The sequence below is a fragment of the Candidatus Manganitrophaceae bacterium genome (assembly GCA_016200325.1).
Classification (GTDB): domain Bacteria; phylum Nitrospirota; class Nitrospiria; order SBBL01; family Manganitrophaceae; genus Manganitrophus.
Genome location: JACQEZ010000011.1, coordinates 406214 through 431994 on the forward strand (window position 1 = coordinate 406214; position 25781 = coordinate 431994).

A 25781-nucleotide genomic window follows, 5' to 3' on the forward strand; every position below is an offset into this window, starting at 1 on the left:
GCGCGTAGAAGCGGTTGCATTTCAAAATCCGCAGTTCGCCCTATCGGAGGATCGTGACCCCCCAAACCCCGATTGTTATCCTCACCGGCTATCTTGGCAGTGGAAAGACGACGCTCCTCCGGAGAGTGGTCGATCTTGCCGACCGGCGGCTTGCAATTGTGATGAATGAATTCGGCGCGCTTGCGGTCGATTCCCAAGTCGTCGCCGGAGAGAAGATTCGGATTGCCGAGTTGGAGGGGGGCTGTGTCTGCTGCTCGCTGCTCGGCGATTTCGACGCAGCGGTAAAAGAGCTGATCGAGACCGTTCGGCCCGATGAGATTCTCCTCGAGACGACCGGCCTCGCCGAGCCCGATGGGCTGATCGCCGAGATCGAGGAGAACCTCCCCGCCTTGTCGCTCCATGCCGTCGTGGCGGTCGTCGATGCCGATGCCACCCTCCGCTTCCCCTCGATCGGCCAGACCGGCCGGATCCAGATTGAAGCGGCCGATCTGATCCTCCTGAACAAGATCGATCTCATCGACGAGACGCAACATCGAGAGGTGCGCGAACGGGTGAGGGCGATCCAACCGGCCGCCCTTTTGTTGGAGACGGTCCATTGCCAGGTCGACCCGGGACTGATCCTGGGAAGGCCGCTTCGAACCGGCTTTCAATGGGAGCGCCGGAAGCGACCGGAGGCGCATCGACCGCCGATGCAGTCGTTCGAGCTGCGGATGGATCGTCCGCTCGACCGGATTTGCTTCGAGGCGTTCGTCGTCCGACTTCCCGACACGGTTTACCGCGCGAAGGGATTTATTCCTTTTGAAGAGGGGATCTTTTTATTCAATTTTGTCGCGGGCCGGTCGGAGCTGATCGCTTTTCCTAAGATATCGGGAGTCCTGGGTTTGGTCTTCATTGGAGAGAAGGTCCTTGATTTAGAGTCAATGATTACAACCGACCTCGCCGCCTGCGCGGCAGCGCCGGACCCTCACTAGAGGCGTTGCCGATGCCCTATCGTTTCATCGAAGGCCTGACCGTCGCCGATATCGCTTTTGAGGCCCGCGGCGGAACATTGGAAGAGCTCTTCTCTTCGGCCGGCCTGGCTGTGACAGCGACTCAAATCGAGGAGCTCAGCATACTTCAGCCGAAGGAATCCCGCCCGTTTCATCTCACCCATCGGGCCATCGATCGGCTCCTTTTCGACTTCCTTCAGGAGTTGGTCTACTGGAAGGATGTCGATCTACTCCTCTTCAATGCTTTTGATCTTTCGATTAAAGAGGAAGGAGGGTATCTTCTCACCGGGACCGGCTATGGCGAGCCGATCGACCCGAAGCGGCATGCGCTGCTCATCGATGTGAAAGCGGTGACGATGCACAAATTCGAGGTCGCCTCCGATGCGGACGGCTGGAAGGCGACCGTGGTGCTCGACATTTAGAGTAAAAGCGTGTGAGAGATTGAGTTAAGACTGACCGAGGAAGGCGCCGTAGGAGGGGAAGCGATCTTGATGAAGCTTGTCCCAAACATACGACTCCTCATAGGAAAAAAGCGGATAGTCAAAGCCGCGGACCTGACGCGTCCCGATAACCCGTCCGGCGATCGTCATCACCTTTCCTCTTTTGAGGAGGGTTTCATCGACACGGTCGGGAAAGACGACAAAGAAGTGCTCGCCCGGATCAAAACCGAGGGCGGGATGCCCCCCCCGATAAAGCGGGATTTCTGCAAACTCCACTTCGGTTTTTTGACCGACATACTGCAGATGGATGATCTCACCGCCGAGGATAAAGATTTTCCCTTTATGTTGGGTGGGATCTTCAAAGATTTCTTCAAAGAGAGTTTCTTCGTCGGCGGTCGAGCGGACCTGTTCGGAGAGGATGCCTGTGCAGGCCGGCATCGAAATCAAAAGGGCGAAAATAAAGAGAGGCTGCCATATGCGCTTCATGGATATATCCTTTATAGGTATTAAAAATTGTATCAGGAATAAATTAAAAGGTCAAGCTTTTTTCCGGTTTTCCCTGAGAAATCTGAGGTTTCTGCGGCCACCGTCTCAATTACTCTTCTTCCTGGCGCAGCTTGGCGAGCACGGTGTAATCTTCCAGCGTGGTCGTATCGCCCACCGTCTCCCGCCTCGCCGCAATATCCCGAAGCAGTCGCCGCATGATCTTGCCGCTTCGTGTTTTAGGGAGGTTTTCAGTAAACCGGATCTCATCCGGCCGGGCGATGGCGCCGATTTCTTTCACCACATGGGCGCGCAACGCCTCTTTGAGCTTGTCGGTCGGCGCATTGCCGTTTTCGAGGGTGACGAAGGCGGCGATCGCAGTGCCCTTTAAATCATCGGGCCGACCGACCACAGCCGCCTCGGCCACCGCGGTATGGGAGACGAGCGCTGATTCGATCTCCATCGTGCCGAGGCGATGCCCGGCGACATTGATAACGTCATCGACCCGTCCCATCACCCAGAAATAGCCGTCTTTGTCCCGCCGGGCGCCGTCTCCGGTGAAGTAGACCCCCGGAATGTCGGACCAGTATTGTTTTTTGTACCGCTCCGGATCTTTCCAGACGGTCCGAAGCATCGACGGCCAGGGACGTTTAATGACGAGATAGCCGCCGACATTGGCTGGGACCGACTCCCCTTCACGGTTGACGACATCCACGGCAATTCCGGGGAACGGAAGGGTTGCGGAGCCGGGCTTGGTCGGAATGGCCCCCGGCAGCGGCGTAATCATGATGGCGCCGGTCTCCGTCTGCCACCAGGTGTCGACGATGGGGCAGCGTCCCTTGCCGATGACCTGGTGGTACCACATCCAGGCCTCCGGATTGATCGGCTCTCCGACAGTTCCGAGCAGTCGAAGGCTGCCGAGGTCATGGCGCTTCGGCCACGACTCCCCCATCTTGATCAGGGCACGGATCGCCGTCGGCGCGGTGTAGAGAATGTTCACCTTATATTTATCGATAATTTCCCAGAGCCGGTCGGGCTGCGGATAGGTCGGCGTCCCTTCGTACATCACCGTCGTAACGCCGTTCGAGAGGATGCCGTAAATGACATAGGAGTGGCCGGTGACCCAACCGATATCGGCGGTGCACCAGTAGGTGTCGGTCTCCTTGAGGTCGAAGATCCAGCGCGCGGTGACGGTGGTCCCGAGAAGGTACCCGGCGGTCGTGTGGACCACCCCCTTCGGCTTACCGGTTGTTCCGCTGGTGTAGAGGATAAAAAGGGGGTGCTCCGAATCGAGCGCCTCGGCGGGGCACTGATCGGAGGCGCCCTTCATGAGGTCATGCCACCAGAAGTCGCGGTCGGCCTGCATCTGGACCGGGGTCTGGGTTCGCCGGACGACGATGGTTTTCTCGACGCCCGGGGTCTCCTTCAGCGCCTCATCGACCTTCTCTTTCAGCGTGACGACTTCCCCTTTTCGGTAGCCGCCGTCGGCAGTGACGACCCATTTTGCCTCGGCGTCATTGATCCGATCCCGCAGCGCCGTGGCCGAGAAGCCGCCGAAGATGATGGAGTGGGTGGCGCCGATCCGGGCGCAGGCGAGCATCGCAATCGCCAACTCCGGAATCATCGGCATGTAGATTGCCACCCGATCTCCCTTGACAACCCCTTGCCCCTTTAGAACATTGGCAAACCGGCAGACTTCCCGGTGGAGATCTTGGTAGGTTAAAACACGCGAATCGCCCGGCTCTCCCTCCCAGATAATCGCCGCTTTGTTCTTTCGCCACGTTTCCAGATGGCGGTCGAGGCAATTATAAGCGATGTTGATTTTTCCGCCGACGAACCATTTCGCGAAGGGGGGTTTCCATTCGAGGACTTTCTTCCACGGCTTAAACCAGGTGAGCTCCTTCGCCAGCCCGGCCCAAAAGGCTTCCGGATCTTTCTCCGCTTTTCGATAAAGACGTTTGTACGCCTCCAGGCTGGAGATCTGCGCCTGGGCGCTAAACTCCTTCTTCGGTTTAAAAAGGCGACGCTCGTTCAAAACAGAGGTAATTTCTTTCTCCGAGCCCATCCCCCCTCCTGCCTGATATTGAAATAAACCTTATTGATGATTGATGAAAAATCGGTCGGATACCGGATTGTAATAAAAGCAGAAAGAGAAAGTCAACGAGCAAAATCAGGGAGGAAAAGATTTCTCCGGGCCGTCAAGCCGCGCGGTCTTGCCCCGTCGACTCAATCGCAGCCTGTCTCCGCTCCATCGCTTCCAGCCGCTCCAGATACCCCCGGGTCAAATCATGGACCTCTGATTCGAGAAGCTCCAATCGGGAAAGCACCGCGTCGAGCCGGCTGAAACGGTCTTCCAAATGGCTCACGCGCTCGATCGCTTCTTGAAATGCCTGTTTCGATTGCTCATAGGCCCGGTTCAATGTGGAAAGGTGATGATTGACCTCTTCTAAAAGGTGGATCAGCGCCCCGACCTCATCCGGATCCTCTTTTCCAACCTGCCGCGCGGCCGTCGTCCTGTTCGTGGTTGATTTTTTAGGGTTCATGGCCTTACCTCCTTATGTCATCATCGAAAAAAGGCGGCCAGGCTGTCAAGCAGAAGATCAGCGGTATATGGGATACGCATGTGCCGGACCGTTTGGGCAGTACCGAATTAAAGGACTGAGGGAGGAAAGAGGGTGTTCACTTACCGATATCTCGGAATCGTCGGATCGGCCATCCGAGAATAGGCGTCGATTCCGCCGGTGAGGTTTTTGACGTTGGCGAATCCGTTTTTAATTAAAATGTTCAGCGCGGTTAAGCTTCGAACCCCGTGGTGACAGATGGTGATGATCTCCGCCTCGGGGTCGAGCTCTCCCAACCGGGAAGGGAGCTGCGCTAAGGGAATCAAGACCGAGTCCGGGATCCGTGCGAATTCAAATTCCATCGGCTCCCGAACATCGAGAAGCAATAAAGAATCCCCGGTTCCCTGTCGCTGTTTTAACTCTTCCGGAGAAATTTGGTAGCTCATTTTCTCTTCCATAAAGTAGAAATTATCTTTTCAGGACTCATCATAAACGGGTCACCCTTTCATCGTCAACCCTCAATTTGACCTCTTTTAGAAAGTAGGATATAAATATGCGGATGGCATCCGGTCTCGACCGATTACAGACGGCTCCGGTCGATCTGGCGATTATCGGCGGCGGCATCCAAGGGGCGGGACTTGCTCGGGAAGCCGCCCTGCGGGGGCTGTCGGTCGCTCTTTTCGAAAAGGGAGATTTCGCAGGAGGAACCTCCAGCCGGACCTCCCACCTCATCCACGGCGGCATCCGATATCTTGAGCAAGGAGCGCTCAGCCTGGTTCGCGAAGCGGTGCAGGAGCGCCACACCCTCTCTCGACTTGCGCCTCATCTCGTCCGACCCCTTCCGTTTCTTTTTCCAATCTATCGCGGGGGAGAGCGGGGACGGTGGAAAATCCGGGCCGGGATGATGCTCTACGATTTTCTCGCCGGATCGAAAAGAATCGGCCCGCATCGAATGTTGAGCGCCGCCGAGACCCTTGCGGAGGAGCCTCAGCTCGGATCGGAGGGCTTGATCGGAGCCGCCCGTTTTTACGACTGCCGAATGAATGATGCGCGGCTCTGCCTCGCTGTTCTGCTCTCGGCGCAGGAGTGGGGGGCGTCGCTTTTTAATTATGTCTCTGTCGTCGGTCTGCTCCGCGATGGGGAGCGGGTGTCGGGAGTTCAGGTCCAAGAGGTTCTCACCGGGGCGCGATATGACATCTATGCACGCGTTGTGGTGAACGCCGCCGGGCCCTGGGTCGATCGGATCTGCCGGATGGAAGGAGACACGGCCCAACGGATTCGACCGACAAAGGGAATTCATCTGCTCTTTCCCAGGCTGACGAAGGCCCATGCGGTGGTGGTCTCCAGTGAGCAGAAGCGGCGCATTTTTTTCGTAATCCCATGGATGGGGAAGAGTCTCATCGGCACCACCGACACCGATTTCACCGGCGATCTGGACGATGTCCGGGCCGATGAAGAAGAGGTCGGCTGGCTCCTGCGCGAGACGGCCCGTCTCTTTCCGAAAGGCCGACTCACGGCAGCGGCGATCATCGCTAAATATGCGGGGGTCCGGCCGTTGGTCTATGATCCGGCGGGGACCGCCTCCGATCTCTCCCGGGAAGGGCGGATGGAGTGGACCGCCGGCGGAATGTTGGTCCTTGTGGGCGGAAAGTACACCCTTTTTCGCGCGACGGCCCGGAAGGCGATGAATGCGATTATGACCCAAGTGCCGAGCCTGAAGGCACAGCCGCAGCCGCCCGGTGAGCCGTCGCTCCATGGGGGGGAGATGACGTCGCTGGTGGAATATATAAAGGAGCAACTCCCCGAAGCGCGGGACCGTTACCGAATCAGCGAAGAGGGGCTTCGTTATTTAATCGGCGCCTATGGAACAAAATTCCATGCCGTCTTGGCCGTCGGACGCTCCGACAAAGGACTGCTCAAGCCGCTCACCCCATTGGGATATCCTTTTGCGGCAGAGGTTGTCTATGCCGTCCGGGTGGAAATGGCGAAGCGGCTCTCAGACTTCATGCGGCGCCGGACCCCCCTGGCGCTCGGCGCTTACAAGCGGGATGCGACGCTGATCAGGCAGGTTGCGGAACAAATGGGACAAGAGCTTCGTTGGAATCAGGACCGCGTTCAGAAAGAGATCGAAGACTATCAGGCGGAGGTGGAGTAGGTGGAAAGCGAGATCGAAGCGGTTCGAAGGGCGAACGAGACCTTCTATCAGGCATTCGAGAAATTGGACATTCAGGAGATGGATGCCCTCTGGATTAAAGAGGATTATATTAAATGCATTCATCCCGGCTGGGAGGTCCGCATCGGCTGGCAAGAAGTGCGTGACAGCTGGGTCCTGATTTTCAATCACACCTATGAGATTAAATTTTCAGTTAATCTGATCGACATTGTGATCCGGTCGGATTGGGCCTGGGTCGTCTGTCTCGAGCTCATCTCAACGCAGGACCAAGGAAGGTGGGTTGAAGGGCGGGTGCTCTCGACCAACATCTTCGAGAAGCGGGAGGGACGCTGGCTCCTGATCCATCATCACGGCTCTCCCCTCTTGGCGGTCGAGGAGCGCGAAGAGGACGAGGATGAGGAGCAAGAGGAGAGTGAGAATCCGGGGCTGCCGATGATTGATGAAGAGACCCCTCCGGAGGAGATGGGCTAGGCGCTTTTTAGAATGAGCTCAGCGGCAGCGCGCCGGACTTTTTCCGAACGCCTGCCTCTTTTATTTTGACATTATTAAAGTCACGCAAATAAAATCAAATGGGACGCATTCAGGAAATTGCATTTTTGGTTTTCGGGCAGCTCGCCGTCGGCGGGGCGTTCCTCCTCTTGCTTCCCTCCTTGGAAACGGTCGGGCTCGGTTTCTTTCGGACCAATGGGATGGTCTTTCTCGTGATCGTCCTCCTCGGCCTTTTTCTCTTTCCAATTCCTTTTTCAGCCATGGGCTTTGGAGGAAGCAGCGTGGTTTACCTCTTCTTCTCCCTCTTTGCGTTGCTTCTCTTTATTTACAATCTTCGGCTCTGGTTTCGCCATCCACACCATAGCCGGCCGCTTCTTTGGGCCGCGACCGGCGCCGGCGTCGCGGCCATCGTCACCAGCGTCGGCTACTACCTTCCCGCGGCGGGAGCGATACGCGCCCTCTCCCTTCTCCTCTATTTTCTTGTCTCCAGCGTATTGTTGGGGGCGGGGGTTTTGGCCATGCTGTTGGGGCATGGTTATCTCACACGGCCGTCCCTCTCCATCGTTCCCCTCCGGCAGCTGGCACGGCTCTTTATGTGGCTTGTTTTCGTAGAAGGAGGGGTGGCGTTGCTGAGTCTTTTGGTGACCTCCGAGTCGGAACGGCTGCGCAACGCCCTTTTACTCAATACATTTGAAGGGCTCTATCTTTGGATTCGATTGCTGATCGGCATCGGCGGCCCGATGATTATCGCTCCGATGATTCTTCAAACGGTGAAGGAGCGGGCGACGATGTCGGCGACCGGCCTGCTCTATATCGCAATGATGATGGTGATCATCGGGGAGATCTTCTCCCGATTCTTTCTGCTGGTCAATGTGGCGTTTTTGTGAGGGTCTGCGCGGTCTCCACTCCTCTGCCGGACCCCACCTTACAACGGAGGAAATGAATGCAGGTGGTGAGTGTTGAAAAAATGAAGGCTTTCTCGCCGGAGAAGATGAAAAAAACCAACCTCTTTGATACGAAGAATCTCTTTTTCGATCTTTACTGTTTTGAGGCGGGACAGGCCCAGAAGCCGCATGCGCATGAGGGAGAGGACAAGGTCTACTTTGTGCTGGAGGGGGAAGGCGCTTTCCGTATCGGCACGGAGGAGCAGACGGTGAAAGCCTACTCGGCGGTCTTGGCGCCGGCCGGCGTCGACCATGGGGTCACCAATCGCTCCTCCGAGCGGCTGGTCGTCCTGGTCTTCATGGCGCCGAAACCGCATCATTAAACAAAAGCGAAGGCCGGGAGAGGGTTGGGCAAGAACTGTTTTTCCGCCGGCCCGGTCGGTTCCCAACTTCAAACAAGGAGTTGTCGATGCTGCAAAATTCTCAGGCGGTTGAAGAGGCGGGACTTACCTTTATTGATCAAAACGTTGGAGCGCACTCTTTTACTCCGGGGCAGTGGGCCGTCGTCCGGCAGGTCATCCACGCGACCGCCGATTTCGATTTTGCCCGGGAGATGGTCTTCCATCCCGCGGCGGTCGAAGCGGGATTGGCGGCGATCCGGTTCGGCGCCGACATTGTCGCCGATGCGCCGACGGTGGAGGTGGGGATCGTGAAAGACCGTCTGAGAAAATACGGCGGGACGGTCTGGTGTTTTATCACCGACGACGATGTGGTTAAAAAAGCAAAAAGTGAAAGTCTCCCCCGCGCCGCTGTCTCCATGCAGAAGGCGGCGGAGACAAGCGACGGATCGATTTATGTGATCGGGAATGCCCCGACCGCCCTTCTTGAACTGATTCGCCTCGTGAAAGAGGGAAAGGCGAAGCCGTCATTGATCATCGGCGTGCCGGTCGGATTTATCGATGCCGCCGATTCAAAAGAGGCGCTGCTCGGACTCTCGACCCCTTTTATTGCGTGTCGCGGACCGAAGGGGGGGAGCCCCGTGGCGGCGGCGATCGTGAACGCCCTCACCCTTCTGGCCGTTCAGTCCTAGAGCGCGCCCTCACTGATCGTTCTTCCCCGGGCGAGCGCTCGGCGCGGCCGGTCCGGACATAGAATCGCAACGCAAGCCTAAACAAAAGAGCCTCCCCTTGATGGATCTCCAGCGGGAGGCTTTTTTGTTTCTTAGGGTGTCGATTCTGACTATTCGGCCGCTTTGACGGTCCGTTCATGCAGCGGTTGAACCGGTCGGGCGGTCATCGGGAAGATCGAGGTAAACTTTTCCACCTGGGGCTTGGAGACCTCGATGGAGTCTTTCATGACCAGCCAGTTGACCCCTTCGGAGCAGGGAGGCGTCGTCAAGGAGCCGGGGTAGTTCGAATAGGTCCGCTTTGCAGGGAGGAAATCGGCCGGATTAATGTTCGCTTGGGCGAGCGGCTTTTCCTTGCCGACCTCCGCGGGGAGGTTCTCCCACAGGGTCTTCACCACCCCATTTTCTTTTCCGGAATTGATGAAGACGCCGACGACCGCCAGCTCTCCCTCCGCGCTCTTATGGACCAGATGGACTTCCATCTCACCTGATTTGCCGCTGATCTTGTGCTCGCTGGGGCTGTGGAAATGGAATTGAAGCAGCTCGTATTTCTTGCCGTTGACTGTGATCGTATTCCCTTTGGGAACATTCACCTGAATGGTATGGCCGTTGTTGATGAGGGCGACGGGAGCCGCTTTATAGTCGAACTGAATCGGGCTGAGCTTCTCCGGTTTGGCGGAGGTGATATCGATAGGGGATTGATTGTGTCCCGTTTTACACTTCTCAAACTGAGGATCGATCTCTCCCCAATGCTCCGGCCCCTCTTTTCCAATGTATTCCCAGTGAGGGGGATGGCTTCCTTCGGCCAGGACATGTGTGGCCGAACCCAAGAGCGAAAAAACGAAAGTCGATGCAACGAATACCCGATTCCATCGGTTCATAACTAAACCTCCATGTTTGTAAAATGATTGCAGTTGGCCCAGCCGCTTTGGTGATTACATCAGGTCAAGGACAGATCTTCCTTGGCTGAAAGAGCGTGCGCCGCACGACGCCGGCAAGAAGTTCGCCTCACAGAGAGGGATGCTCCTCTGGGTGCAGTGCCGTCCTTAATGTATTGTGAGAAGATCGAGAATGCCTTTCCATCACCGAGCTTAAAGGGATCGCTCCCGCGCGCAGAGACGTATCGAGTTTGGTAACAGAATCGCGGTCCTCCTGTCAAGAAAAATTCAATTCTGTCAAGAAAAATGTAGCCGCCTTCGTCGGCCGATCGTCCTGAGAAAAGAACAGGTCATTCATCCGTGTGTCGTGGTAAGGTCGGCCGAGCCTCATGGCGATCCGGTCTTGTTCGGCCGCCGACAAACCGGTTGCCTTTCTTCTTTCGTTTGGATATAATTCGGTGAACTTTCTTTGGGGGAGTGGAACCATGTCGGCACAGAAAACGATAGAGCAGCAGCGGATCCTTCTGGCACACGACGAGCCGCTTAAAACGCTCGATGATTATCTCGCCCGGAGCGGGTTTCAGGCGCTCAAAAAGGCGCTCGGCATGACGCAGATGCAGGTGATCGACGAGATCAAACGGTCGAGCCTTCGGGGCCGCGGCGGCGCCGGGTTTCCAACCGGAATCAAGTGGGAAGGGGTCTACAAGAAACAGGCAGACATCCTCGGGATGGTTCCGACCAAATACCTCGTTTGCAACGGCTCCGAAGGGGAGCCGGGGACCTACAAAGACCGCTTCCTCATCCAGAAGAATCCTTATAGCCTGATCGAAGGGATGATGATCGCCTCGTATGCGATCGGCACTTACAAGGCGATCATCTGTATTAAAGAGATTTTTACGAAAGAGATCGCCATCCTGCAGCGCGCGCTCAAAGAGTGCGCCGATGCCGGATATATCGGCGACAATGTCATGGGAACGGGACGAAACCTTCCGCTCGAGCTCGGTTATGGACCCGATTCTTATCTTTTGGGAGAAGACCGGGCCCAATTAGAGGTCCTCGAAGGAAAACCGGCTTGGCCGCGCGCGAAGGGGATGATCCCGGTCGAATATGGGCTCTTCGGCCAGCCGACCGCCGTGAACAACGTCGAGACCCTTTCGACCGTTCCGCACATCCTCCTTCGAGGGGCCGACTGGTTCAAATCGATCGGGACGGCCGATACCGCCGGAACGATGATCTTTACGTTAACCGGGGATGTGAATCGACCCGGCCTCTATGAGCTGCCGATGGGGACCCCGCTTCGGACCCTGATTGAAGTCTACGGCGGTGGGGCTAAAATCGACCGCCACATCAAAGCGGTCTTCTCCGGCCCGACCAACGCCGTCATCCCGGCCGACAAGCTCGACACCCCGCTCGATTTCGGCTCAATGCGGAAGATCCCTTCCGGCATCGGCTCCGGCGGCTTCATCGTCTACGACGATACCGCCTGTATCGTAAAAGCGGGGCTGAATTTCGCCCGCTTTCTGGCAATTGAATCGTGCGGGCAGTGTGCGTCGTGTAAAACCGGAACCGGTCGGATTGCCTATCGGCTGGGGTTGTTGGAGGAGGGAAAGGCGACGGAGGAGGATGTCTTCGCGATCCTCGAAGACTGTCTTCACACCAAAGGTTCCGGGCGATGTTACCTGGTGACTGAAACCGGAATCGACGTCAGCAGCATCTTTTATAACTTTCCGGACGATATCGTCGAGCATCTGGAGTACGGCTGTCTGAAAGACCGGCATCTGCCGTTGCCGAAGATCAAAGCGTACGACGAGGCGACCCACACCTTTACCTACGACGAGAAATATTACGAACGGAGCTTCGCCGAGGGGCGCTACATCAACAGTCCCGCGCTCTAAAGGAAGAGGGCCGTCACGCGGTTCGTCGGCGTTCGTCCGTCGGGGCCCCGCCCGCCGATCAGATAGATCTTCCCATCGAGGTAAACGGTTGCCATCGCCACCCGTGCATCGGGCATCGGCGGAAGCTCAACCCACCTGTTTGTTTTAACATCAAAAAAAGCGGCCCGATCCTGAACCCGATCGCCGCTGTGCCCGCCGAAGAGATAGAGCTGTCCTTCCACGACCAGACTCCCCACCCCGGCTGCGCGCCAGGGCAAATGGAGTTTCGGATCGACCGACCAGCGGTTTTTGATCGGATCATACCGCTCGACCAGATCGTAATTGTAGAAAGTTCCCGCTCGAAACCCGGCTCCCCCCATCGCAAGAATGGTCCCTTCAAACGGCGCCACTGCCAATGAGAACCGAGGGGTCGGCATCGGGGCGATCTCCCGCCACGGCCCGTCGCTGGAATCGAGCCGCTCCGAGAACGAAAAGGCCGGATCGGTCATCGGACCGCCGGTCGCCTCCGGATGATGTCCGCCGAAGAGATAAACCGTCTCGTCCAAAACGGTCGCGGCCGGCGCATCGTGCCGCTGCAGCAGGTCGGGCCCTTTCGTCCAACCGCGCGCCGGATCAAATAATTCGACCACGGTGAGAAAGTTGAATGTTCCATCCGGGCGCCGAAACCCTCCCCCCATCACATAAGCCCGATCCTTTACATTCACGGCGACCACGCCGGAGCGGAGCGTCGGCATCTCCGGACCGAACATCCATCGATCCTCTTTTGGATCGTAGACCTCAACCGTCTGCAGGCTTTTAAATTCCGGTCCTCCCCCGCCGAAAATGTAAATCTTTCCGCCGATTGCGGCGGCGCCGCAATGAGAGCGGACCGTCTGAAGCGGAGCGAGCGTCTGCCAAGCCGATTTTTCGGTCATTCGATATATCCTGCAATCATCCTGCTCACTTCGTCACCAGCGGCTTAAGCAGTCGGAAGGTCTCTCCACCGGCTTGCGCCAGCTCGCCTTTCTCGAAGATCGGATCGTTCAAATCAACAAACCGCTGAATTTTAAGAAAGGGCCGGGTCGGCAGCGCCATTTCTACCTGACGGCGGGTATCCTTTCGAATTTCCAGAATCAACTCCGGCCGCTTCTCCCAGGCCCAGAGGGTGGGTGCCATCGAGAGAAAAAGGTTTCGATCGGAGAGGTGATCATAAGCGTACAGCAGGTTTTGTTTGTACCGATTAAGATGAAGCCCTTCCAGGATCCAGGCAAAGATAAAATGATGCCCCCACCAAAAGAGGGAGCGGAAGGTAAATTTTTCGTCGTTGGTGAAATATTTTGGGAAATCGAGATATTGATAGGGAAAATCGTGGAGGTGTTCTCCCTTCACAAACTGGCCGACCGTCACATCGACCCCTTCCGGCGCCACGAAAGAGGTCCCGTCTATCTCTTCTTTGAGGGCTGCGTGGAGCTCTTCCAGCATCCTTTTCACCTTGAGGGTGATGACCGCCTTGGCTGGATAGAAGTGGGTGTCTTGAATCAGGCGCTGCTCGTCCGGTGTCAGGGAAGGGGATTGATCCATCGGAGGGTCAATGGCTCCTTGATTCGAGAAGAATAAGAAGAATAAAAATAGAGAAGAAGGTCCTTCGGGTCAAATATCACCTTCCGAAGGTGGTGTCAAGAAATTAAAAAGGGGCGATGACCGCCCCTTTTCTTTGAATATGACTGAGAGGAGGGGCTTAAGCGACCCTCGGCTCCAAGATCTGCTGTTCGGCTGGGGGGGTCTCCGTCCCCTCCATAAAGGCTTTGAAGCGATTTAAATCGTCTTCGATCTGCTGCGAGGGCTCTTCTCCAAAGAGCTTTGCCACTGCTGCACCAATCTTGCCGCCGGGAGGATGGTATTGAACCATGACCCGAACCTGCGTTCCTTCGGGGACGGGATCAAAATGAACCGACCCGGTGTGGTCGACATCTCCCTCTACCGAACGCCACGAAATCAACTCGTTGACCTTGTCTTTAATGATCTCCGCATCCCATTCGACGCTGGTTCCCGCCGGGGCCTTTGCAACCCAGCGCGACTTGCTTGCATTGAGCACAGTGACCGATTTGAGGTGATTCATAATTTGGGGCAAATTCTCGAAGTTCCTCCAGAAATGATACAGGACGGTTGGGGGCTTTCGAATGATAATACTCTTTTCTACTTTAATTCCCTCAACCTTGTCTCGTTGTTTCTTCATGAATGCCTCCTATCTCTTGGATCTTCTCCATCGAGCGATGCCTTACCTATTCAAGATATCTTTTGGAAGGGCTGGCTGTCGATTCTCCGAAAGGACTAATCCCTTTGGAGTAAAGATTCTCGGAAGGTCCGTCGATTAACCTTGTAGAATAAACGCTTGACACCTCCCCCTTGGATCGGTATGATCCCCTCATTCTCAAGGCAAAGGCAAGCCATGAATGGGACCCGTTTTTTACAGACTTTTTTCCTCTTTTTCATCCTTCTGAACCTCTTCCACTTCAACACCCCACCGGCTTTCGCGATAGAGAGCGATTCCTCCTCAGCGGCCTCGCCGGAGGTTTCAAAAGATATTTATTATCAAACCGATGGGCCGGTCTCCGGACCGCCGGCCCCCAAAATGTCCTATCCTGAAACCTACGGTCGGGAAGGGCTGATCGATAGCCGGTCGCTCCTCTGGATTTTCATCCAACAGCACTTCTTTCTCGGCAGCTTCATCCTCGGCGTTCCGATGATCGCCTGGATGATTGAGCTCTTCAGTCACCTGCGGCGACGGCGTTATCCGGAGCAATCGGAAAAACAAGATCGCTTGGCCCGGGACATTATGGAGATCGGGATGCCGTTTTATCCGATCTCGATCTTCTTCGGCGTCGCCCTTCTGGGCGCCTTTCTTTTTCTTTACAATCAATTTTTTAAATACATGGCGGGGCTCTTCCGGCCGGTCGTCTACCTTTATGCGATCTGCTTCGTCCTGGAGAGCCTGCTCCTTTATAGTTATACCCTGACCTGGGGCCGTTGGACGCGCGGGGACAAGAAATGGTTTCACCTCAGCCTCGGGGCGCTGACCTGCACCAACGGGGTGATCATCGTCTGTTTGGCCAACGCCTGGATGGCCTTTATGATGTCCCCGGCGGGGATTGATGCCGAGGGGCGCTACCTCGGCGATGTCTGGAAGATCATTCACACCCCGCTCTGGAACCCGCTTAATGTCCATCGCATTTTGGCGAGCATCATGTTCAGCGGGGCGGTCATCGCCGCTTATGCCGCCTATCGAACACTCACCACGCGTGATCCGGCCAAGCGGGCCCATTATGACTGGATGGGGCATGTGACGATGATGATTGCGATCGTCAACCTCTTCCTCCTCCCCTTCGCCGGCTACTGGTTTGCCAAGGTCATTTTTATCTTCCGTCAGCGGATGGGGGTGACTTTGATGGGGGGGCAGTTGAGCTGGCCGTTCGTGATCCAGGCGATGCTGATCGGTCTGATTTTTATGACGGTTACCTTCTATCTCTGGAAGGGAACCGCCCGGATGAACGGCGCCGACCGGTATACCCCTTACGTCAAATATCTCCTGGTCATCCTGACGATCTCCTTCTTGATCTGGACGACCCCTCACACCCTTCCGGCCAGCCAGAGCGAATTTAAAGAGATGGGAGGGTCACAGCACCCGATCGTCGGCTATTATGGAACGATGGCGGCGAAGAATACCGCGATCAACACGATGATCTTAACCTTCGGCCTCTGTTTTATCCTCTTCCAACGCTGCAACAAACGGATCACCGTCGCTTGGAGCCGCTGGGGGAATGCCGCGCTGATCGTCCTCTTCGGCGCGGCTGAGGTGATCGTTCTCTATCTTGGTATCTATGGCTTCTATGTTCCGGCGAGTGTTCGGGTCGGTCTCGCCTTTCCACAATTCATGGCGGCGATGACCGGATTGATCGGCGGGTATTTTCTCAACCTGGCGATGCTCCGGGGAGCCGAATCGCTCGGACCGATCCGGTGGGGCCGGCTTCCCCTGGGAGGCGCCTTGGCCCTCTTTTTCCTGGCCGTCTTCATCACCATGACGATGTCGTTGATGGGGTATATCCGCTCTTCGGTCCGACTCAACTGGCACATCACCGAAGTGATGCAAGATGTCACCCCCTGGGCCCAGACCCCCAGCATTACCTACGCCGTCGGCATGGTGCTGCTGAATGTCGCCATCTTCTGGTTGCTGGCGGTGTTGATCTTCTGGGCCGGCAGCGGCCGTAAAGTCACTCTCTCCGCCCGAACGTCCGACGAGCCGGCCGAGCTCGCCAAAACCAACGAATCGCTCCCGCTATAAGATCGATCGCCCTTATTTCTTTCCCCACAGAAGATCTGATCCGATACGCTTTGCTCTCCTGAAAATTTCTTGACATCTACCGATCCGGTATGATACCGAATACCGATTCTGAATTCGGTGCGCCGATGCGAGCCAAAACAGGAGGGAAGATGCGAAGACGACCGATCGTTGGAACGGTATGCGTCCTTTTAGTTATTGCGTTGCTCGCCGGGGTGAACCTGGCGGAGGCAAAAGAGGGATTTTATCTCGGCGGGGAGCTTCTCTACAACAGCATTGACGGGGACTTCGATGGAACGAAGGGACCGGACTCCGACAACGGCGGCGGAATCGGCCTCATCCTTGGCTATGGCTTGACCCCGGGATTCTCACTTGAAATTGATTGGAATGCGTCTGTCCATACCGCCGAGGTCGTCCGCGGGGCAACCCCTTCCGATGCGGGGCTGGGGGCGTTCATTCTCGCATTAAAATACAACTTTCTCTCTCACCAACCGCTTCAGCCGTTCCTGCGGGCCGGTATTGGAGGATATGCCTTCATCGTCAAAGATCCGCGGGGGGATTTAAAGCTGACCGGATCGGGGTTCGATCTCGGCGGAGGGGTCGATTATTATGTCGCTCCTCACTTCTCGATCGGCGCCGGCGTCAGCCGAAGGTTTATCGAATACAGAAAAATTGACTTCCTGGGAAGAAAGGCGAATCTCAGCCCGAAAATCTCGGGAGACACAACCTCACTTGAGGTCGATTTTATCTATCACTTTTAATCATTTTAAAAATAAACCTGGAGGGTGACCAACCCCTCGTTTTGAAAATCCCGTCGGTTGAGCTCCTGCCGCCGGTTTAATTCCAGCCGCAACGACAGATCTTGCAGCAGCGTTACCCGCTGCTGCAGCGACATCTTTAAATCGTGAGAATGTTCTCCCAGCGGATAGGTCAGATAAGTTGAAAAAAGGTGGAGCTTCCACCGCGCCGCGAGGTCGGCCAGCAGCCCGACGGTTCCGCCGACGCCGGCCCGGTAGTCGGGATCGAAAAATCCGCCGTAGTTCCCGTCGAGCTCAATTAAAAAATAGATCAGCTCCCGCCGAAGCAGATGCCCCTCGAGCGCACTTCCCGTCCCCATATTGAGATCGAAATAGCGGCAGTCGTGGCAGCGGTTACTTGGAAGTGTCTCCAGACTCGCGCTGATCTTCCAAGAGGGTTTTTTAAAGAGCGGATCGAGCGGAACGAGCGAAATGATATCGGCGAATGCGAGGGAGTGGAGGGTGACCCGCTCCTGCTGGTTGTAATATCGAATCCGGGCATTCATCAGCTCGATCTGCGCGCCGGAGGTATATCCGATGTCGTCATCAAGCAGGTCCTGGTAGGCGGGACGGATCGCAAGTTCTTCAAACGGATCTCCCTCCCGCCAGCCGAGCCCGAGGCCGACGCGCGCCGTGTCGTGTCCCGTTTCTGGAGGGGCCGTCACCGGCGTAAATGTGACCGGAGGGCTCTGCACCCGCAGCGCGCTTCGCTGCTGAAGGAGCAGCCGCTGCTTTCTTTTAATCTCATCCAAATCGACCTCTTCCTTGGCCGTTCGATAGCGGGTGTAATCGTAAGCAATGTCGAGAAGCAGCGCCTGGCGATCGACCGGAAGGCCGTCGAAGAGCTCCGGGGTCATCGTTGTCCCCCGGTCGATCTCCGAGAGAACCCGCCGCTCCTCGGGTGAGAGGAGGGCCCGTTTTTGACGAATTTGAGTCCCGCGGGAGGGGCGATAGGTCATCTCTTCCACCAACCCCGAAACCGACGCGATGCTGCGGACCGTGTCGGCGGGGATCGTCCAATATCGAAAAGCGTCGGCGAGGTGGAGCGTCGGCCGGGCCACCTCCAGCAGCGGCAGAAGCTGATACGAGCAGTTTTGGGTAAAGAAATAGTAGGTGAAGGTGGTGTTCCCTAGCTCCCAGGCATGCATCAACATCCGGGTGATCTCCTCCTCGGAGAGGTTCAACCGGTATTCCCAGATATCGCGACTCTCCATGTCGCTGTACCTTCGCACCTGAAGATAATAAGGGACGGTGGAGAAGTTTCCCTTAAAGCCACCGGTAATCCCCCAAACCGCAAAGAGAACGCCATTGTCGGTCGTGACGGTGGCCGCATAGTTAATTGTATAATCAAGAATTTCAGTTTGTTCGGTCTGGTCTTTCTGATTGATTCGAAAAAGGGTATGGCCAAACATCGATGAAGGATTATTCATGTAAGCTGATGGAAAGATCAAACTAATCGATTTTGCATTTAGCGCGGCATACCAGGCCTTAAAGCGCTCGCATGTTTGTTCAGGAAGACGCTTCGGGTCAAAGCCGAGGGCCTCCTTCAGCCAATGATAGCGCGCGATAAAAGCGCATTGAGCCGGCTGCTTTGACGTGCCGACGAGTTCATCGGAAAAGAACTTTGCCAATGTCGTTTCTAATTCCGATTCAGGGTTTGTCTTCCCATCGGGCGCTAAAAAGAAGCTGTTGTCACTTGCATCACTGGTAAAGCCGCCGAAAAAGGTGGTGTGATAGTGGATCAATAAAAGCCAGTAGCGATTCTGGGAGAGTCCTTTTTGGCGGGCGACGTTAATCAATTCCTGGAGATAATCAGGGTTTTCCGCTGCGAGAAGTGGTGTTGCACCGAGAAGAAGCCATAGAAGGAGAAAGATCGTACTCCATCTCAGCATATAATGAAAACCATTAGTTCTAAAATGGTGTTTTCCGCAGTCAAAAAAGAGAATTGAAAAAAGACCGACATAGGCAAAAAGACCCCCGGCCGCGGCGGCCCGGGGGGGCAGGAACAGATTAGTGGCTGGAAACGAAGTCAGAGAGTGCCGGGTGTGCCGACATTTCCTGATTAAGCGCGACCAGCATCTCCCCAGAGGTGGTCTGTGCGGTGGGGAAGATTGCCGTATATTTCTCTTGGGTCAGCGTGTAAAATTCACTCCGGTGTTCTGCCGGAACGCCGAGCAAGGAGGCCAGCGAGGTAAGATGCTCTCCCCGACCCTGCGCCATTTCTTGTGAAAGGTTCTCCATATTGGCGCTGGCGAAAGCATCTAATTTCTGATCATTTTTTACAACACCATCTTGCATACAGCCCAAGGTTCCAGTTGAAATCCCAAACGTTTGGCTCCCGAATGACGCATTTGTGGTTGAAGCCAACACTTGCGGAACAATACCTTTCTGCCCCTTGAAGATCATGGTCCCAAAGCCGCAGCCAGGCCCCGTATCCGAAGCGAAGCTGTGAGAAACAGGAATCAAAGCGAACACAACTGCCGCATAGATCAATTTCTTCATTATCGATTCTCCTTATTAAGTTTGGTGAATGTTACGATTTGGTATTGGTCAGATCTGGATCGGGAACAAACGATCCGTGCTCGCAATAGGTTCACTTAAAAAGGCTAGCATTTGCTTATTGGCAGTGTCAAGATAGCCAGCAAAACTGCCATAGCTAAACGATTAAAGGGATATCTTCTTTTAGAATTTACCGTCTAATGCCGTATTGCAATGCGTTCGGCGAGATTAGTGTTTGGTCATCTTCTCCAAAAACAGATTTTTAGTCCAAGCCGCGTTTATTTCTACTGAGCTACTTCTAGATGAATGATATTTCGATTTCGCGCACGGCGTATAGAACTACGTTTCCGATGCAGTAACGTTGCTGAATGCATTGATAATGATGGATTTATATTGACAACTATTGACACCTACTGTATATACCGGTGGAACCACCTTTCCTACAGAATACAGAGACCAAGATCGAAAAATCTGGCGACACAAAGATGAATAATAATCGAGGAGGTTACTGATGAGAAAGCTTCCCGTAATAGCGGTTGCAATGGTCCTTGCGTTGACAGTTGTTTCCTCTGCCCTTGCTGCTGGCTATGGAGCGGCAGGGTGCGGATGGGGTGGAAAAGTAATTAAGCAGAATGATCAGTTGTCTCAGCTCGGTGCCTGGCTTCTTAATGGCGTCTCTTCGAATCAAACCTTCGCAATGACCTCGGGCACTTCCGGATGTTCGAAACTTGGGATCGTGATGGCTGAAGCGGAACAGACCCAGTTCGTAGAAAGCAATTATCAGGGTCTCGCAAAAGAAATGGCGTCCGGCGAGGGAGAAAATATCTATACACTGGCAGGATTGTTGGGTTGCTCGGCAGAGCAGACAAAAAACTTTGCCTCTTTTACCAAGCAGAATTACGACTCTATTTTTAAGAGTGAACAAAATACCCCTTCCGAAATGTTGGCCTCCTTAAAAGAAGGTTTGTCCAACGATCCGGTACTTGCCACATCTTGTCAAAAAATTTGAAATATATGAGGGGGAATATCCTAGGAAAGCCTCTTCAGCATCCTGGATTTCATAATTGGTCTGACAACCGAATCGTATAGGAGTGTCAAATGAAAAAGTTGATGTTGGCTATTGTTGGTATTTTAATGTTTTCTCCGACTGTGTTTGCCGCTGGATATGGTGAGGCCGGTTGTGGGCTTGGCTCGTTAATTTTCGGGAGCACACCTGGTTTTGTTCAGATTTTTGCCGCCACGACAAATGCCTCTACTTATTCGCAAGGGTTCGGAATTACATCAGGTACTTCGAACTGTGACGCAAAGGGGTTTGACGTATCACAGGTAGAGCAGGAGAAGTTTGTGGCGCACAATTTCTCTGGTCTGGCCAAAGAAATGGCGACGGGAGAGGGAGAACAACTCGCTACCCTTGCGGGAATGCTCGGTTGTCCTTCCGTCAAGCAGACTCAATTTAACGCCACTGCACAACGAAATTATGGGGCAATTTACGCCAGCGACACGACCAGCCCGACTGAAATGTTAACGGCTGTAAAAGCGGTGGTCGCACGGGATCAGGAACTGTCCACTGCATGTAGCAGCCACTAAGCCGCTATTATCTTCAAAGGGGGATACGATCGCTTTGTTTGGTATGTCCAAGAGAGATCGTATCCCTTTTTTTGTCCATTTCCGATCAGAAGATATCCCTTTACACGTTGCATGATTCGGAGATAGCGCAAGCGCATGTCAAAACAGATAATCGTGATTCAGCTGATGATTCTCGTCTGGCTCTTCGCCTCCAATATCTTCGGCGCGAGTCCTGATCAAAATGCGTATCTCAATACTCTGATTAAAGAAGCCCTCCAAAAAAATCTCCCTCAAGACCGATACTGGCATCTTTTACTCCACTATAAAAAGACCACTTTCGGAAAGATTGAAAGTCAAGAAGATGCTCCGGCCTTTTTCAATTCGCCGTACGGCAAATCCGATCCCCAGGCGGAGCTTATTGCGACTTTGGAATCGTTCTTTAAAACGTCGGAAACAATCGGGTCAAATCAGTCACACCCTCAGTGTGATTTCGCCGCCCGTTACAAATGGCTGAAGTCCCAACTCTCATTTGATCCCGCGAAACTTCCGGAACAGCGATGCGAACAATTGGAGACGTGGCTCAAAGACCTCAATCCGGAAAGAATCACCCTGGTCTTCTCCACCTATTTTATGAACAACCCGGCATCCATGTTTGGCCATACGCTCCTCCGAATCGATCGGAAACGGATCGGTGCGGACCAGAAACTCCTCAATTACGGCGTGAATTATGCCGCAAACGCAGACACGACGAACGCTTTAATGTATATGCTGAAAGGGGTCTTCGGCGGATTCAAGGGGACCTTCTCCGTCTTTCCCTACTACTACAAGGTTCAGCAGTACAGCAATTTGGAGAGTCGAGACCTCTGGGAATATGAATTGAATTTCACGGAAGATCAGATAAACTCACTTTTGCTCCATCTCTGGGAGTTGGGCGGGAATTATTTCAATTATTATTATTTTCAAGAGAACTGCTCCTATCACCTTCTTTCATTATTAGAGGTAGCAAACCCCGATCTTCATTTAACGGATCAGTTCCTTTTCCAGGTCATTCCAGGAGATACGGTCAAGGCATTGATCCCCTACGATACATTGATTGCAAAGAGGGTATACCGGCCTTCTCTCTTGAGTCAAATGAATAACAAGCGTCTCCAAATGACCGAACAAGAGAAAGAGGTGTTTTATCGACTGGCGAAAGATCCGTCTCAGATTGATAAGGAAGACTACCGGAATCTCAGCGTGTCATCGAAGGCCTTGGTCTTGGACGCCTATTTAGATTATGCACAATACCAGAATATGAAAAAGACAAGGACGGCTGAATCGATCGACAAAGAGACAAGAAAGATCTTATTGGAACGAAGTAAACTGGATTATCGCCGGACCGATCCCCCCGAGCTCGTTCCGTTTTCTACTCCGCCCGAGCTCGGACATGGAAGCGCTCAGGTTCGATTTGGAGAGGGTGCGAATAAAAAAGAGACGTTCGAGGAGATCTCAATCAGACCCGCTTATCATGACCTTCTGGCCAAAGATGTCGGTTTTGGTAAAGATTCTCAAATCTTGTTCTTGGAGACAACGGTTCGATATTACAATGAATCAGACAAAACCAAGCTCGAGCGCTTTAAGCTGCTGGATATTGTTTCATTAACCCCTTATGATCCATTGTTCAAAAAGATCTCATGGCGACTGAGTCTCGGAGTGGATACCCCCAAAGACCTTCATTGCGGTTACTGTAATACATACGAAGGGAAGTATGGGCTCGGAATCACTTATCGTCCCAATCCTTTCTCGTCGATTCTTCTCTATTCATTCATTGATGTCGAATTGGAACTATCGAGACATCTCGATCAAGATTACCGGTTTGGTGGTGGTCCGACGGTCGGGACATTAATTGACATCACCGAAGCTTGGAGGGCTCAGATCAGCGGAAGCTATCTAAATTTCCCGCTGGGAGACCGATCGGATTATTATGCTGTTTCGGTCAACCAAAGATATGCGCTGAACCAGAATTTAGAGCTCAGGGCTGAATTCAATCTGACAAGCGGCTGGAGGGAGGGGGTGGTGATGGTGAGTTATTATTTCTAGTTCATGATATTTGCAACGAGAAGTTCTCTTCATTTAGTGAGAGCCAAATGTTAAGCCGGTCCCTTTTGTTACTGATCGTATTCTTCTGTCTCAATTCAAATTCTATCGATGCGAAAGAGTCGTATTGGGAGGAGCATCATATCACATTATCGGACCTCACGGAGGAGCAACAGCAGACGCTGGAGTTAACTATTAATCAATTAAAAACATTAGAGTCGTCCGAGTTGAAGATTGATAAAAAGGTCTATCGGCGGCTGAGTCGTTTCAAGGAATTATTTGGGATCTCCTTTCACGGCAGAGAAATCGCAGAGTGGTTATTGACCCGAATGCGAAAAGTTTCGTATGGCAATAGCTGGACCGTCGCCGTGAACCAGAGAGGGGGAGATTTCATGGTTGGTGATATCTTCTTTACGAAGCTCGGCACATTGGAGCGGCTCTATCTTCTAATCCATGAGGCGCGGCATTCCGATGGAAAGGGATATCCGCATGTCAAATGTCCGAAGGGGTTTAGGACGATTTCAGCGACGCAGCCGGATCTCGATTTGGAAGAAGAGCCTGCCTGCGACGACGGTCCGGAGGGGGCCTATAGTTTCCAAGCGGCATTTTTATTCGAACTTTTTGCCTATGGAATTTTTGACCAGAAGGAAGTAGGACTTCTCTATAACAGCTCTATTTCAAGAGTTCTCCGATAAGTAATCTCTCCTCAGCTATCCTCTTTTCAGCACCGAATAAGCCGGTGGGTGGACGCCGTTTCCGTTTACATTCCCATTGCCGTTTCCGTTTCCGTTGACGCTCTTCCGGTTGGTGCACTGAACCACCTTCCAGTAGTTCAGCGGTTTGACACTTCTTTTTTTGTCCACTGCCAGAGGCTTCCCATTCAACAGGGTGGTGAGGTCCAGATCGGCCTGAAAACCGAGTTTTTTCGTCAGGGGGGAAATCACCTTTTCGCAGGTGGAGATGAACGGATTTCCGTTCTTAAAGTGGTTGAGGAGAACGATCTTTCCGCCCGCTTTGCAGACGCGGATCATCTCGGAGATGACCTGGTGCGGATCGGGGACCGCCGTGATTACATAGGCGGCGAAGACGGCGTCGAACGAATTGTCCGGAAAGGACATCTTCATCGCGTCCATTTTCAGCAGTTGAATGTGGTTCAGCTGGTATTGGCGCACGCGCTGGCGCCCTTTCTCCAGCATCGGCTCGCAGAAGTCGATCCCGGTGACCCTGCAGTTCCTCGGATAAAAAGGAAGGGAGAGTCCGGTCCCGACGCCGACTTCCAGAATGGCATCGCTTCCCCGGATATTTAAAAGCTGAATGGCGTCCGCACGCGATTGGTGAAACCATTTTCCAAAGACAAGATCATAGAAGCCGGAAAAGACAGTATAAGCCCGCTCGATACTTTTCGCATCCATTTGAGAATTCTCCTAAGTGACATGTGGCACGACGAGTGATACCAGGATGGAGATTCGGGACGTCGGATGGATTCTAAGAAAAAAGTTCATAATAATCAAGCTAATTGTAACTGATTCATTCCCCTGAAAGAAAGACGGTTGCGATGGGGTCTGATCCCGACGCTTGAACAACCCGGTAGAACTCCCCATATTTTCATTTCGAATCATCCGTCTTAAGAGAAGAACGGGTTGTGCTGCCGCTCCTCTTCCACCGTGGTCGCCGGTCCATGGCCGGGAAAGAGGCGGGTCTCCTTCGGGAGCGAGAGAATCGCCTTCTGAACCGATTGAAGCAAGAGTGGATAGGTTCGGGGAGATTCTGCGCGGCCGAGCGATCCGGCAAAGAGGGCGTCGCCGACAAACGCAATCGGTCCGTTTAGTCCTTCCCCCCCTTCGATGAAAAAGGTGGTTCCTCCCGGGGTATGCCCCGGGCTGCTTCGATGGCCGATCTGGAATCGGCCGACCGGGATCTCCCTCTTCTCCTCCAGAAAGAGAACGCCTTTCGGCGGGCGTTTCCCCGCAGGAAATTCATCCGGATGAAGATAGATCGGCGCCCCCGTCGCTTCGTGGATGACATCGGCGCCGCCGATATGGTCGGCATGGGTATGCGTAATACAGAGGGCGACCAGGCGCACCCCTTCCCGCTCCAAAAGGGCAAGGAGCTGATCCGGGCTGTAGCCGGTGTCGAAAAGAGCGGCCTCACGCCGGACCGGATCGACAAAAAGATAACCGTTTACAGGATAATTACCGATCCGTCCGTCGATCCATCGGATCATCGGGATCGGCGGCTGCGGCTGCGGCTCCCACTCGGACCGGGCGAGGACGCCGAGCTTTCGGGAATCGAGCGACAACGCGGAAGAGAGCTGCGCGACCTCCTCTTCCGTCGGCGAAGCCCCTCCTTCCAACGCAGTCAAGCGCTCCTCGGAAAGTGCCGCTTGCCGGGCCACGACTGCAAGAGACCTCTCCTTCCCAAAACGGGCTTTGCCGATAATGTCGGCGAAGGTATCTTCCAGCATCACTTCTCCTCGCCTTGAACATACAGGAGGTGGTCCGGTGGTGTCAATGATCCAAGCGAGCGGCGGTGAATTTCTTTTTCCGATTGAAATTTTCATTCATTTCGCATAGACTCTGGCGGTAACCCCTACTTCTCCTCAAACGCAGA

At 54.2% G+C, this 25781-nt stretch carries 26 protein-coding genes; 14 read left to right on the forward strand and 12 right to left on the reverse strand.

What is annotated here, in order from left to right; genetic code table 11:
- The first annotated feature begins 53 nt into the window (after positions 1-53).
- Complete coding sequence (locus HY282_09805; GenBank protein ID MBI3804040.1) at positions 54-971, forward strand: GTP-binding protein; 918 nt, start codon at positions 54-56, stop codon at positions 969-971.
- 11 nt (positions 972-982) lie between these two features.
- Positions 983-1411, forward strand: coding sequence for an archease (locus HY282_09810; protein MBI3804041.1), 429 nt, complete (start codon positions 983-985; stop codon positions 1409-1411).
- A 24-nt stretch (positions 1412-1435) separates the two neighbouring features.
- Here the strand turns inward: HY282_09810 and HY282_09815 are convergent, their stop codons facing one another.
- The 4 genes from HY282_09815 to HY282_09830 form a co-directional block, all read right to left on the reverse strand.
- Complete coding sequence (locus tag HY282_09815) at positions 1436-1915, reverse strand: Slp family lipoprotein (protein ID MBI3804042.1); 480 nt, start codon at positions 1913-1915, stop codon at positions 1436-1438.
- A 109-nt stretch (positions 1916-2024) separates the two neighbouring features.
- The gene (gene acs, locus HY282_09820) at positions 2025-3977 is read right to left on the reverse strand and encodes an acetate--CoA ligase (GenBank protein MBI3804043.1); all 1953 of its coding nucleotides are present in this window, start codon (positions 3975-3977) and stop codon (positions 2025-2027) included.
- 133 nt (positions 3978-4110) lie between these two features.
- The gene (locus HY282_09825) at positions 4111-4455 is read right to left on the reverse strand and encodes a hypothetical protein (protein MBI3804044.1); all 345 of its coding nucleotides are present in this window, start codon (positions 4453-4455) and stop codon (positions 4111-4113) included.
- A 140-nt stretch (positions 4456-4595) separates the two neighbouring features.
- Positions 4596-4919, reverse strand: a complete 324-nt coding sequence (locus tag HY282_09830; protein MBI3804045.1) for a rhodanese — start codon at positions 4917-4919, stop codon at positions 4596-4598.
- A 107-nt stretch (positions 4920-5026) separates the two neighbouring features.
- Between HY282_09830 and HY282_09835 the strand changes: the two genes are divergently transcribed.
- The 5 genes from HY282_09835 to HY282_09855 all read left to right on the forward strand — a co-directional run bounded on the left by HY282_09835 (position 5027) and on the right by HY282_09855 (position 9109).
- Positions 5027-6628 carry a glycerol-3-phosphate dehydrogenase/oxidase gene (locus HY282_09835; protein ID MBI3804046.1) on the forward strand — a complete coding sequence of 534 codons (1602 nt, stop codon included), beginning with the start codon at positions 5027-5029 and terminating at the stop codon, positions 6626-6628.
- On the forward strand, positions 6629-7117 hold the full coding sequence (locus HY282_09840) for a nuclear transport factor 2 family protein (protein MBI3804047.1): 489 nt from the start codon (positions 6629-6631) through the stop codon (positions 7115-7117). It abuts the gene before it with no gap.
- Positions 7118-7215: 98 nt separating this feature from the next.
- Positions 7216-8022: a hypothetical protein gene (locus HY282_09845; protein MBI3804048.1), complete on the forward strand. Its 807-nt coding sequence runs from the start codon at positions 7216-7218 to the stop codon at positions 8020-8022.
- A gap of 56 nt (positions 8023-8078) precedes the next feature.
- Complete coding sequence (locus HY282_09850) at positions 8079-8402, forward strand: cupin domain-containing protein (protein MBI3804049.1); 324 nt, start codon at positions 8079-8081, stop codon at positions 8400-8402.
- An 86-nt stretch (positions 8403-8488) separates the two neighbouring features.
- Complete coding sequence (locus HY282_09855; GenBank protein ID MBI3804050.1) at positions 8489-9109, forward strand: precorrin-8X methylmutase; 621 nt, start codon at positions 8489-8491, stop codon at positions 9107-9109.
- Positions 9110-9258: 149 nt separating this feature from the next.
- Here the strand turns inward: HY282_09855 and HY282_09860 are convergent, their stop codons facing one another.
- A complete protein-coding gene (locus HY282_09860; GenBank protein MBI3804051.1) occupies positions 9259-10026 on the reverse strand; it encodes a carbonic anhydrase family protein in 768 nt (255 codons plus the stop codon).
- 482 nt (positions 10027-10508) lie between these two features.
- Between HY282_09860 and HY282_09865 the strand changes: the two genes are divergently transcribed.
- The gene (locus HY282_09865) at positions 10509-11918 is read left to right on the forward strand and encodes an SLBB domain-containing protein (protein MBI3804052.1); all 1410 of its coding nucleotides are present in this window, start codon (positions 10509-10511) and stop codon (positions 11916-11918) included.
- Here the strand turns inward: HY282_09865 and HY282_09870 are convergent.
- From HY282_09870 to HY282_09880, 3 genes are all read right to left on the reverse strand, one after another.
- On the reverse strand, positions 11915-12832 hold the full coding sequence (locus tag HY282_09870) for a hypothetical protein (protein MBI3804053.1): 918 nt from the start codon (positions 12830-12832) through the stop codon (positions 11915-11917). The two genes, HY282_09865 and HY282_09870, sit on opposite strands and share 4 nt — an antisense overlap.
- 25 nt (positions 12833-12857) lie before the next feature.
- Complete coding sequence (locus HY282_09875; protein MBI3804054.1) at positions 12858-13478, reverse strand: hypothetical protein; 621 nt, start codon at positions 13476-13478, stop codon at positions 12858-12860.
- Between the two features lie 157 nt (positions 13479-13635).
- Entirely contained in the window at positions 13636-14133 is a 498-nt protein-coding gene (locus HY282_09880) for an SRPBCC family protein (GenBank protein MBI3804055.1), read from the reverse strand.
- A 213-nt stretch (positions 14134-14346) separates the two neighbouring features.
- On the opposite strand from HY282_09880, the gene HY282_09885 reads away from it, so the two are divergent.
- Positions 14347-16236: a cytochrome ubiquinol oxidase subunit I gene (locus HY282_09885; protein ID MBI3804056.1), complete on the forward strand. Its 1890-nt coding sequence runs from the start codon at positions 14347-14349 to the stop codon at positions 16234-16236.
- 149 nt (positions 16237-16385) lie between these two features.
- Entirely contained in the window at positions 16386-16994 is a 609-nt protein-coding gene (locus HY282_09890) for a porin family protein (protein ID MBI3804057.1), read from the forward strand.
- 5 nt (positions 16995-16999) lie between these two features.
- Here HY282_09890 and HY282_09895 read toward each other — a convergent pair whose 3' ends face one another.
- Together HY282_09895 and HY282_09900 are read right to left on the reverse strand one after the other, a co-directional pair.
- A complete protein-coding gene (locus tag HY282_09895; GenBank protein MBI3804058.1) occupies positions 17000-18922 on the reverse strand; it encodes a DUF4105 domain-containing protein in 1923 nt (640 codons plus the stop codon).
- A 118-nt stretch (positions 18923-19040) separates the two neighbouring features.
- Positions 19041-19532, reverse strand: coding sequence for a DUF3015 domain-containing protein (locus tag HY282_09900; protein ID MBI3804059.1), 492 nt, complete (start codon positions 19530-19532; stop codon positions 19041-19043).
- A 508-nt stretch (positions 19533-20040) separates the two neighbouring features.
- On the opposite strand from HY282_09900, the gene HY282_09905 reads away from it, so the two are divergent.
- From HY282_09905 to HY282_09920, 4 genes are all read left to right on the forward strand, one after another.
- Entirely contained in the window at positions 20041-20538 is a 498-nt protein-coding gene (locus HY282_09905) for a DUF3015 family protein (GenBank protein MBI3804060.1), read from the forward strand.
- An 89-nt stretch (positions 20539-20627) separates the two neighbouring features.
- Positions 20628-21116: a DUF3015 family protein gene (locus HY282_09910; GenBank protein ID MBI3804061.1), complete on the forward strand. Its 489-nt coding sequence runs from the start codon at positions 20628-20630 to the stop codon at positions 21114-21116.
- Between the two features lie 165 nt (positions 21117-21281).
- Positions 21282-23174 (forward strand): DUF4105 domain-containing protein, encoded by a 1893-nt coding sequence (locus HY282_09915; GenBank protein ID MBI3804062.1) that lies wholly within the window; start codon positions 21282-21284, stop codon positions 23172-23174.
- Positions 23175-23221: 47 nt separating this feature from the next.
- Entirely contained in the window at positions 23222-23866 is a 645-nt protein-coding gene (locus HY282_09920) for a hypothetical protein (GenBank protein ID MBI3804063.1), read from the forward strand.
- A 15-nt stretch (positions 23867-23881) separates the two neighbouring features.
- Here HY282_09920 and HY282_09925 read toward each other — a convergent pair whose 3' ends face one another.
- Both HY282_09925 and HY282_09930 read right to left on the reverse strand, forming a co-directional pair.
- Complete coding sequence (locus HY282_09925; protein MBI3804064.1) at positions 23882-24583, reverse strand: methyltransferase domain-containing protein; 702 nt, start codon at positions 24581-24583, stop codon at positions 23882-23884.
- Between the two features lie 212 nt (positions 24584-24795).
- Positions 24796-25635 (reverse strand): MBL fold metallo-hydrolase, encoded by an 840-nt coding sequence (locus HY282_09930; protein ID MBI3804065.1) that lies wholly within the window; start codon positions 25633-25635, stop codon positions 24796-24798.
- Between the last annotated feature and the right edge of the window lie 146 nt (positions 25636-25781).